Source organism: Acidiphilium sp. JA12-A1 (genome assembly GCF_000724705.2).
GTDB classification, from domain to species: Bacteria; Pseudomonadota; Alphaproteobacteria; order Acetobacterales; family Acetobacteraceae; genus Acidiphilium; species Acidiphilium multivorum.
This window is the reverse complement of record NZ_JFHO01000120.1, coordinates 1-9272: the sequence shown is the minus strand read 5'-3', so window position 1 is coordinate 9272 and position 9272 is coordinate 1. Positions and strand designations below refer to the sequence as shown.

8 protein-coding genes and 1 pseudogene are annotated in these 9272 nt (G+C 68.3%); 4 read left to right on the top strand and 5 right to left on the bottom strand.

Annotation, left to right across the window (positions count from 1 at the left end; all coding sequences use genetic code 11):
* Positions 1 to 207: pseudogene (locus tag RT91_RS17770) on the bottom strand (hypothetical protein); the annotation flags it as partial.
* 473 nt (positions 208 to 680) lie between these two features.
* Here RT91_RS17770 and RT91_RS17765 point away from each other — a divergent pair.
* From RT91_RS17765 to RT91_RS17760, 3 genes are all read left to right on the top strand, one after another.
* Positions 681 to 1271, top strand: a complete 591-nt coding sequence (locus RT91_RS17765) for a hypothetical protein (RefSeq protein WP_138919137.1) — start codon at positions 681 to 683, stop codon at positions 1269 to 1271.
* Positions 1272 to 1349: 78 nt separating this feature from the next.
* Complete coding sequence (locus RT91_RS21680; protein WP_035188892.1) at positions 1350 to 1745, top strand: hypothetical protein; 396 nt, start codon at positions 1350 to 1352, stop codon at positions 1743 to 1745.
* 89 nt (positions 1746 to 1834) lie between these two features.
* Complete coding sequence (locus tag RT91_RS17760) at positions 1835 to 2305, top strand: M91 family zinc metallopeptidase (protein ID WP_007421462.1); 471 nt, start codon at positions 1835 to 1837, stop codon at positions 2303 to 2305.
* Positions 2306 to 2364: 59 nt separating this feature from the next.
* On the opposite strand, the gene RT91_RS17755 is transcribed toward RT91_RS17760, so the two are convergent.
* The 3 genes from RT91_RS17755 to RT91_RS17745 form a co-directional block, all read right to left on the bottom strand.
* Positions 2365 to 2652 carry a YdhR family protein gene (locus RT91_RS17755; protein ID WP_035188890.1) on the bottom strand — a complete coding sequence of 96 codons (288 nt, stop codon included), beginning with the start codon at positions 2650 to 2652 and terminating at the stop codon, positions 2365 to 2367.
* Between the two features lie 26 nt (positions 2653 to 2678).
* Positions 2679 to 3332, bottom strand: a complete 654-nt coding sequence (locus RT91_RS17750) for a MarC family protein (protein ID WP_007421463.1) — start codon at positions 3330 to 3332, stop codon at positions 2679 to 2681.
* Between the two features lie 108 nt (positions 3333 to 3440).
* The gene (locus tag RT91_RS17745; RefSeq protein WP_035188889.1) at positions 3441 to 5111 is read right to left on the bottom strand and encodes an NAD(P)/FAD-dependent oxidoreductase; all 1671 of its coding nucleotides are present in this window, start codon (positions 5109 to 5111) and stop codon (positions 3441 to 3443) included.
* Between the two features lie 163 nt (positions 5112 to 5274).
* Here RT91_RS17745 and pyc point away from each other — a divergent pair, with 163 nt between their 5' ends.
* On the top strand, positions 5275 to 8718 hold the full coding sequence (gene pyc, locus RT91_RS17740; protein ID WP_035188887.1) for a pyruvate carboxylase: 3444 nt from the start codon (positions 5275 to 5277) through the stop codon (positions 8716 to 8718).
* 5 nt (positions 8719 to 8723) lie between these two features.
* Here pyc and RT91_RS17735 read toward each other — a convergent pair.
* On the bottom strand, positions 8724 to 9272 hold a 549-nt coding region (locus RT91_RS17735; RefSeq protein WP_035188886.1), incomplete at its 5' end, for a glycosyltransferase family 4 protein.

Here is a 9272-nt window from a genome sequence, read left to right as displayed (position 1 = left end):
CGGCGGCGGTGCGCCGGCGGCGAGGCGGGCGAAGCGGGCGACGGCGCGTTGCAGGCGGGACCAGAGCAGGACGGTCATGGCGTGCGGATCGGCGAAGGCCGAGCCGGGCCGCGACGTTTCGCGCACGAACGCCCCGTTAGCGCCGCGCCTGGCGACGGCGGCGCAGAGGGCGTGGAGGATCGCGGCGAAGCGGGCGGCCAGGTTCATGCCGCGCAAAAGACCATGGACGGGCGGGGGTGGGCAATTTTTTTCTTCGCGCGCCGGTTGTGTGACCTGGGACATGCCGGGAACAGCATTTCCGGTTTATCTATCGAGACAACGCGTTACGGATAGGCTCGGGACGGCACGCGCACGCGGGGCGGCGGCCAGCGGCGGAAGAAGAGAGGAGGCGAAGAATGGCAATCCAGGCATCTTAGGAATTCCCCGGCCTCGGGTTCGACTACGATCCGGCATCTGCTCTGTATTTCAAGGTTAGGATCACAGCGCCCCCGCGTCGCGGGAGCACTATCGTGAGTCACTCCCCACAGGATTTGGTATCAATACGTTTTGAGATTGACGCTGAAGTAGAAAGTGGGCTTGATCGTGCAAAGACCAGAACATTGATCGAGAATGCCACGACGCTGGGATTTGTAGACAAGGCAGTGAGTTAATCTGCTTGATGCGTAGAGGAGGGTAAGTCATTGAAAGATAAGTGGGACGCCAAGCATGGGCTAGGCAGGCGCGGCACTGATTATTCGGCCGGCAATGGAGCAACTCATGGCGGTAGCTCGCTTGCACAAGAGCAGATTAAGGCTCGTATCTTCGAGTTGTTTGGAAAGACTGAACACACAGCTGATCAGCGACGGATGGGGATTCCGACGCACTTCGATCAGCTCCAGGGGCTGCTCAAGAATCTGGCGCGCGATGTCGGCGATTCTGACGCCCTCGTTATTGAGCAGCAGATTAAGAAATACATTATGGACGCAGTGCAGCGGGCGAACATTGATATTCCTCCGCTCGGACTTGTGCTTCCGACTTCAAAACTTGTTTGGATCTTCTTCCGGCAGGGGCAAAACTTCTACTGTTACGGACAGGGCTTTCCAGGTGATCTCGCTGCAACCTATTCATATTGGAAGGTTTCCGGGACCGAGCTTGGCGACTTCCGCAAGGAATATAGCGTCTACAAGGCATGGGCCTATTATCGGGACATTGCGACCCCCGCCATCACCGCGCAGAATGCCAACTACACGGTAGTAGGGAACTTTTTCGGTAATGGTCTGCAATTTGAGTAGCTGCTCATCCCCGCCGGGAGGCGTGTTGAATCAATTGTGAATTGACGTGACCACGTCGGATGCGATTCGACGGGTTTCGTGACCGAGCTTCCTGATCTATCCGTTCTATCGCACGCCGAGAAAGATGCGCTGATCCGTGCTCTGTGGGAAGCATTGCAAGCTTCGGAGCGGCGGAACGTGGAACTGACGGTCCGGCTGGCCGCTGCTGAACGCCGGATTGCGGAGTTGGAGGCGCGGCTGAACGAGCCGGCGAAGCGGCCTGCGGCCATTCTTGACCGCGGCTGCGCGCGACGCCGAGCGGACGATCAGGCCGGGACGGAGAAACGGCGCTCCAGCCGAACCAAGAAACTGGCTAAGGGCAGCGGGGGCGCCGCTACCTGCGGTGGTGGCCGCGTCGCTCCAGAAACGGCCGAGGTTCCACTCGCCGCGTCGAGGAGGCCAAGGTTATCATCAAGGAAAACCTGCGCAAACTGAATCAGCTCGACACCGGCAAGGCACTGCTCAAGGCCATCGCGAAGTCGCGGCCGGGATCGCACGGCCATTTTCCGAACGGCGTGAACGTTGTGCTTCAGCCTCCCTTGTCGCGGCAGTACAGCGCGCCCGGGCTGGTCGGCGGCAACGGCAACATCCGGGTCGGCGACCAGGCGAAATATGACGACTGGTATTACGGCCGGAAGGGCGCTCTGATGCCGTCGATGGCTGCGAAGATCGCGTGCCAGGGCATCGACGAGGCGGAAGGCCGCGGCAAGATGATGAGTGGCGGCAAGGTCGGCTGCGGCTGCTGCTGCTGGGTCTATTACAGTAACAACGAGCTGCTCACGAAGGACGGGACCTGGCTGATTCCCCATATCACCCTGGGCCACGAACTCATCCACGCATGGCACTACCTGAACGGGGCCGCCGAGCGCGACGACCGGAGCGAGGAGCACATGACGGTTGGCATCAAGGGGTTCGGGGACATGCCGTTCACCGAGAACAAGCTGCGCGCCGAGGCCGGCCTGCCGGTGCGGACGAAATATTTCGCCGACGACTGAACGGCCCGAAGCGGCGATCCCTGCCAGCCTCTGTCGGCGGTTCGGGCGCGGCGGGCGGTTCAATTCTGCACGAGGTTGACCAGATCGAAAATCTCCCGGCGGATCTCTGTCGCCGCGTAGGCGGCGGGGATCGAGGTGGCGAGGGGGCTGGCGCGGTAGGCTTCGAGGGCGGCGCGGGTTTCGAAGATGTAGATGCCGCAGATGTCGCCGCTGAGCGGGTCGAGGCCGAAGGATTTCTGGACGAGGCCGGGCACGGCGGCGAAGTCCGCGGCGCGGGCGTTCATGCGGCGGACGAGTTCGTCGGCCGGCAGGGGCGAGGAAATCCGGACGGAGAGGATGGCGCGCATGGGGCTCCCGTGCGGTTCGCGGGGCCTCAGGTGAGGCCGGGGAGCAGGATCTTCAGGCCGGCGGTGACCATGCCGACGGCGATGGCGGCGAGGATCATGCCCATCAGGCGGGTCATGACCACGCGCATCCGGGCGGAGAGCAGCCGGCCGATCGAGGCGGCGAAGTAGAGCACGACGATCAGCACCGCGAGCAGCAGCGCGGTGATCAGGCCGAAGGCGACGTATTCCGGCACACCGCGGGCCTGCCCGGCATAGATGATCAGGGTGGCGATGGTGCCGGGGCCGACCACGAGGGGGAAGGTCAGCGGGTAGAAGGCGATGCCGCCCTCGGCGTCGTCCGCCGCATCGGCGGCGGAGTCGGCGGATTTCTCGTGGTCGCCGCGCTCGTGCGCGGTGATCGGGTGGCCGTTCAGCATCGAGAAGGCGATGCCGAGCAGAACGAGGCCGCCGGCGACGCGGAAGGCGTCGATCGAAATGCCGAAGAAGCCGATGATCGCGTTGCCGGCGACGGCGATGACGAGGCACATCACCGTGCTGTAGGTGCCGATCTGCAGGGCGATCGAGCGCTGTTCGGCGACGGTGCGGTCCGCCGTCATCGACAGGAAGATCGGCAGGGTGACGAAGGGGTTCATGATGGCGAAGAACGCCCCCAGGAACCGCGCGGCGAAGGCCAGATCCATGTTTTTGCTCCGCTCTCCGGTGCCGCCCCGGCAACCGGGGCCGGCTTCAGGTGGGGGCGGCGGGCGCCGATGTCAGCGGCGGATGACGGGATGGTGAGAGGGACGGCGTCATTCGGGGAGCTCGACGGGGGCGAGGGCGGCGAAGGATTCGGCGGGGCCGGGATTCGCCGCCGGTGCGGCGCCGCCGAGATGGCGGACGATGCCGCCGACGGCGTTGAGCGCGGTCTGCACCGCACCCTCGGCCCAGGCCGGGGTGAAGGAGATTTCGTCGCCGGCGAGGAAGAGGCCGCGCTGCTCGGGCGGCAGGTCGTCCTGCATGAAGTGGCAGTACATGCGGCGGTTGTAGCGGTAATGGCCGGGGAGCGCGCCCTTGAAGGCGCCGAGGAAGCCGGGGTCGGCCTCCCATGAGATGGTGACGGGATCGCCGATGATGCGGGCGGGCAGGTCGACATCCGGGTAGATGGCGGAGAGGGCGCGGAGCATGAGGGCGACGCGGCGCTCCGGCGGCAGGGGAAGGACCTTCAGCGCATCGCTCATCCAGGAATAGGAGAGGCAGATGACGGCCGGGCGGTCCGGCCCGTTGTCGAACAGGTAGGTGCCGCGGGTCAGCCGGTCCGACAGGGTGCAGGACATGCGGTAGCGGTTGGTGACGGGGTCGCGGTCGCGCCAGAAGGGGCGGTCGACCATCACGAAGGTTTTCGAGGACTGCATGTAGCGGGTGCGGTCGAGCGCCATCCACAGTTTCTGGGAGAACAGGCGCTCGTCGGTCTCGATCGAGGTGGTGAGCAGCCAGGTCTGGCAGGTGGAGAGGACGGCGGCGTAGCGGCGCTCGTGGCCCCAGCGGTCGGTGACGGCGATGGCGCCGTCGGGCGCGCGGGCGAGGCGGGCGACGCCGGGGCGCGGCGCGCCGTTGTGCAGCGCGGACAGCGTGGTGCCGGCCGGCCAGTGGACGAGGCGCGACGGCGCATGGGCCCAGAGGCGGCGGGGCAGCTGCTCGACACCGCCGATGACGAGGCGCTGGTCGTCCTCGAGCTCGGTGAGGACGACGCGGAGGATTTCGAGCATGGAATTCGGGAAGTCGGAATCCCAGCCGCCGGTGCCGAAGCCGACCTGGCCGAAGACCTCGCGGTGGTGGAAGGACAGGCGGGCGAAGGCGGGGCTGGAGGCGACGAAATCGTAGAAGGTGCGTTCGTCCCAGGCGGCGACGATGGGGTTCCACAGCGATTTCAGGGCGGCGACGTCGCGCGCGCGGAGGGCCGCCTGCAGGGCGGCGAAGCCGGATTGCTGCTCCAAAGCCTCGGCCCAGGCGGATTGCACCTCGGCGAAGAAGGGCGGCAGCGGGCCGGCGCCCTCGATATAGGTCGTGGTGCCCTCGAGGTCGATCACGGTGCTCGGCGAGGCCGGCGAGAGCGGGTTCGGGAAGGGCGCGGTGTCGAGCCCGACGAGGTCGAGATAGTGGTAGAAGCCGCGCGACGAGGTGGGGAAGCGCATGCCGCCGAGCTCGGCGATGACATCCTCGGCGCCGGCGAAACGCTCGGAACGGAGGCGGCCGCCGAGACGGCCCTGCTCGTAGAGGACGGGGCGGAGGCCGAGCTTCATCAGCTCGTAGGCGGCGACGATGCCGGCGATGCCGGCGCCGATGATCGCGACCTCGGCGCCGTGCGCGGCTTCGGGCAGCGCGCCGAGGCCGGCGGGGTGGGACAGCCAGTCGTCATAGGCGAAGGGGAAATCGGGGCCGAAACAGGTAACGGCGGGTGCGGTCGTGCGCGGCTGGCTCATGGACTCCTCTTCCCTCGCGGTGATCGGGCCGGTTGTCGCGCAGAACGGGCGCGGGGTGAAGCCGGGGGCGATTTTTGCCGCAGCGCACAAAAAGCCTTGCCCTCGCGGCGAGGTGACCATAGGGTCCGGGGGTCAAAAAAAGTTACAAAGGGGGTACAGGGCGGTGCAGACATTCAGGCGGCTGCTGGTGGCGAACCGGTCGGAGATCGCGATCCGGGTGTTCCGGGCGGCGACCGAGCTCGGGATTACCACGATCGGCGTCTATGCCGAGCAGGACAAGCTCTCGCTGCACCGCTTCAAGGCGGACGAGGCCTATCTGATCGGCGAGGGGATGGGGCCGATCGAGGCGTATCTGTCGATCGAGGAGGTGCTGCGCGTCGCCGAGGAGGCGAAGGCGGACGCGATCCATCCGGGCTACGGGTTCCTGTCGGAAAATCCGGAGTTCGCCGAGGCCTGCGCGGCGCGGGGGATCGCGTTCATCGGGCCGGCGCCGCGGACGATGCGCACGCTGGGCAACAAGGTGGCGGCCAGGCAGCTCGCGGAGAGCGTCGGCGTGCCGGTGATGCCGGCCTCGGCGCCGCTGCCGCGGGATGCGGCGGAGATCGGGCGGATCGCCGCGGAGATCGGCTATCCGGTGATGCTCAAGGCCTCCTGGGGCGGCGGCGGGCGCGGGATGCGGCCGATCGAGGGCGCGGAGGGGCTGGCCGAGCAGGTGGAGACGGCGCGGCGCGAGGCGCTGGCGGCGTTCGGCAATGACGAGGTGTATTTCGAGAAGCTGGTGCGGCGGGCGCGGCATGTCGAGGTGCAGATCCTCGGCGATTCGCACGGCAATCTCGTGCACCTGTTCGAGCGGGACTGCACGATCCAGCGGCGGCACCAGAAGGTGATCGAGCGGGCGCCGGCGCCGTATCTCGACGCCGCGACGCGCGAGGGGCTGTGCGCGGCGGCGCTGGCGATCGGCCGGGCGACCGATTACCGCAACGCCGGGACGGTGGAGTTCCTGCTCGACCGCGAGACCGGGCGGTTCTATTTCATCGAGGTCAATCCGCGCATCCAGGTGGAGCACACGGTGACCGAGGTGGTGACCGGGCTCGATATCGTGAAGGCGCAGATCCGCATCGCCGAGGGCGGGCGGATCGGGCGGCCGGACGAGACCGGGATTCCGGCGCAGGAGGCCATCGTGCTCGACGGGCACGCGCTGCAATGCCGGATCACCACGGAAAACCCGGAGAACAATTTCATTCCGGATTACGGACGGATTTCCGCCTATCGCGGGGCGTTCGGCTTCGGCATCCGCCTCGATGGCGGGACGGCCTATTCGGGCGCGGTGGTGACACGCTTCTACGACGCGCTGCTGGAGAAGGTGACGGCCTGGGCGCCGACGCCGGAGGAGGCGATCGCGCGGATGGTGCGGGCGATCCGCGAGTATCGCATCCGCGGGGTGAGCACCAACCTGCCCTTCCTGGAGGCGCTGCTGACGCATCCCGCGTTCCGCGCCGGGGATTACACCACGCGGTTCATCGACACCACGCCGGAGCTGTTCGCCCTGCCCCGCCGGCGCGACCGGGCGACGCGGCTGCTGCGCTACATCGCCGACGTGACGGTGAACGGGCACCCGGAGACGCGGGGGCGGCGGCGGCCGGCGGCGAGCGCGCGGCGGCCGGAGGTGCCGCGGCTGGCGGCGGCGCCAATCGAGGGGACGAAGCAGGTGCTGGAGCGGCTCGGCCCCGAGGGGTTCGCGCAATGGATGCGCGAGCAGACCCGGGTGCTGGTGACCGACACGACGATGCGCGACGCCCACCAGTCGCTGCTGGCGACGCGGATGCGCAGTTACGACATCGTCGCCGCCTCGCCCGCCTATGCCGCCGGGCTGCCGGGGCTGTTCTCGCTGGAATGCTGGGGCGGGGCGACCTTCGACGTCGCCATGCGGTTCCTGACCGAGAGCCCGTGGGAGCGGCTGCGCGAGATCCGCGAAGCGGTGCCGAACATCCTGTTGCAGATGCTGCTGCGCGGGGCGAACGGGGTGGGCTACACCAACTATCCCGACAACGTGGTGCGGCATTTCGTGCGGCGCGCGGCGGCGGGCGGGATCGACCTGTTCCGGATCTTCGACTGCCTGAACTGGGTGGAGAACATGCGCGTCGCCATCGACGCGGTGCGCGAGAGCGGGCGGCTCGCCGAGGGGGCGATCTGCTACACCGGCGACATTCTCGACCCGGAGCGGGCGAAGTATTCGCTGAACTACTATGTGGGGCTGGCGAAGGAGCTGGAGGCGGCGGGCTGCCACATCCTCGCGATCAAGGACATGGCGGGCGTGCTGAAACCCTCGGCGGCGGGCGTGCTGGTGCGGGCGCTGAAGGAGGCGGTGGGGCTGCCGATCCACCTGCACACGCATGACACGTCGGGGATTTCGGCGGCGACGGTGCTGGCCGCGGTGGAGGCCGGGGTGGACGCGGTGGACGCGGCGATGGACCCGATGTCCGGCCTGACCTCGCAGCCCTGCCTCGGCTCGCTGGTGGAGGCGTGGCGGCATACCGGGCGCGACGCCGGGCTCGACCCGGTGGCGATCCGCCAGCTCTCGTTCTACTGGGAGGCGGTGCGGGCGCAGTATGCGGCGTTCGAGAGCGACCTGCAGTCCGGCGCGTCGGAAGTGTATCTGCACGAGATGCCGGGCGGGCAGTTCACCAACCTGCGCGAGCAGGCAGCCTCGATGGGGCTGGCCGAGCGCTGGCACGAGATCGCCCGCGCCTATCGCGACGTGAACATGATGTTCGGCGACATCGTGAAGGTGACGCCGTCGTCGAAGGTGGTGGGCGACATGGCGCTGATGATGGTCAGCCAGGGCCTGTCGGTGGGCGACGTGCTCGACCCGACGCGGGAGATCGCCTTCCCGGCCTCGACCATCGAGATGCTGCGCGGCGATCTCGGCCAGCCGCCGGGCGGATGGCCGGAGGCGTTGCAGGCGAAGGCGCTGCGCGACGAGGCGGCCTATACCGTCCGCCCCGGCTCGCTGCTGCCGCCGGCCGATCTCGACGCGATGCGCGCCGAGGCGGAGAAGCGCTGCGGCGCCAAGATCGACGAGGACGAGCTTGCCGCCTATGCGATGTATCCGGACGTGTATGCCGCCTATCGCAAGGCGCGGGGGCATTACGGGCCGGTGGCGGTGCTGCCGACGCCGGTGTTCTTCTACGGGATGGAGCCGGGCGAGGACATCGCCGTGGATATCGAGCCGGGCAAGCGGCTGGTGATCCGGCTGCAGACGCTGACCGAGACCGACGATGACGGCGATGTGCGGGTGTTCTTCGAGCTGAACGGCCAGCCGCGCATGGTCAAGGTGCCGAACCGGGCGGCGACGCCGACCCGCGCGCACCGGCGCAAGGCGCAGGACCAGGCCGAGGGCGAGATCGGCGCGCCGATGCCCGGCGTGATCGCCAGCGTGCTGGTGGCGGAGGGCCAGGCGGTGACGCAGGGCGAGGCGCTGGTCGCGATCGAGGCGATGAAGATGCAGACGCGGATTTCCGCACCCCGCGACGGGCGGGTGAAGGCGCTGCACGTCAAGCCGGGGGACGCGGTGGACGCGAAGGACCTGCTGGTCGAGATCGGGTAGTTCCCTCAGACGGTCAGCAGCGCGTCCAGCGGCGCGAAGACGGTGGCCGGGGCGTAGTGGCGGCTTATGTAGCCGAGCGCGTCGGCATCCTCGCCGCCCTGGGCGAGGGCGGCGAGGATGGTGGCGCCGAAATTCGCCGCCGTGTCGGCCACGTGAACCGGCAGCACGTCATCCGGCGCGAGGCCGGCGCGGGCCTCCTGGGTGGCGACCGTCCAGAGTCCGTGGCGGGCATAGTCGAGCAGCTTGACCTTGAGGCCGGAGCCGGTGCGCAGCGGGGCGATGGCGAGGGCGGCCTCGTGCAGCACCGGCGCGAGGTCGGGCACGCGGCCGAGGCGGCGGATGCCGGCCGGCAGGCGGCCGAGGGCGGCGCCGCAATCGCCCGCGAGATCGAGACGCAGGCGTGGCCGCGCGCCGCGCAGCCCGGGCCAGACATCGCGCAGGAACCAGCGCAGCCCGTCGAGATTCGGCAGGTTGTCGGAGCCGACGAAGACCAGCCGGTCGGGCGCGCGGGCGATGCCGGGCGGGCGGGGCTGCGGGGTTGCCGGCATCGGCAC

Excerpts from the sequence above, each read along its gene's own strand:
- RT91_RS17745 (WP_035188889.1), bottom strand. The coding sequence starts at position 5,111 with ATGAGCCAGCCGCGCACGACCGCACCCGCCGTTACCTGTTTCGGCCCC.
- RT91_RS17750 (WP_007421463.1), bottom strand. The coding sequence starts at position 3,332 with ATGGATCTGGCCTTCGCCGCGCGGTTCCTGGGGGCGTTCTTCGCCATC.
- RT91_RS17755 (WP_035188890.1), bottom strand. The coding sequence starts at position 2,652 with ATGCGCGCCATCCTCTCCGTCCGGATTTCCTCGCCCCTGCCGGCCGAC.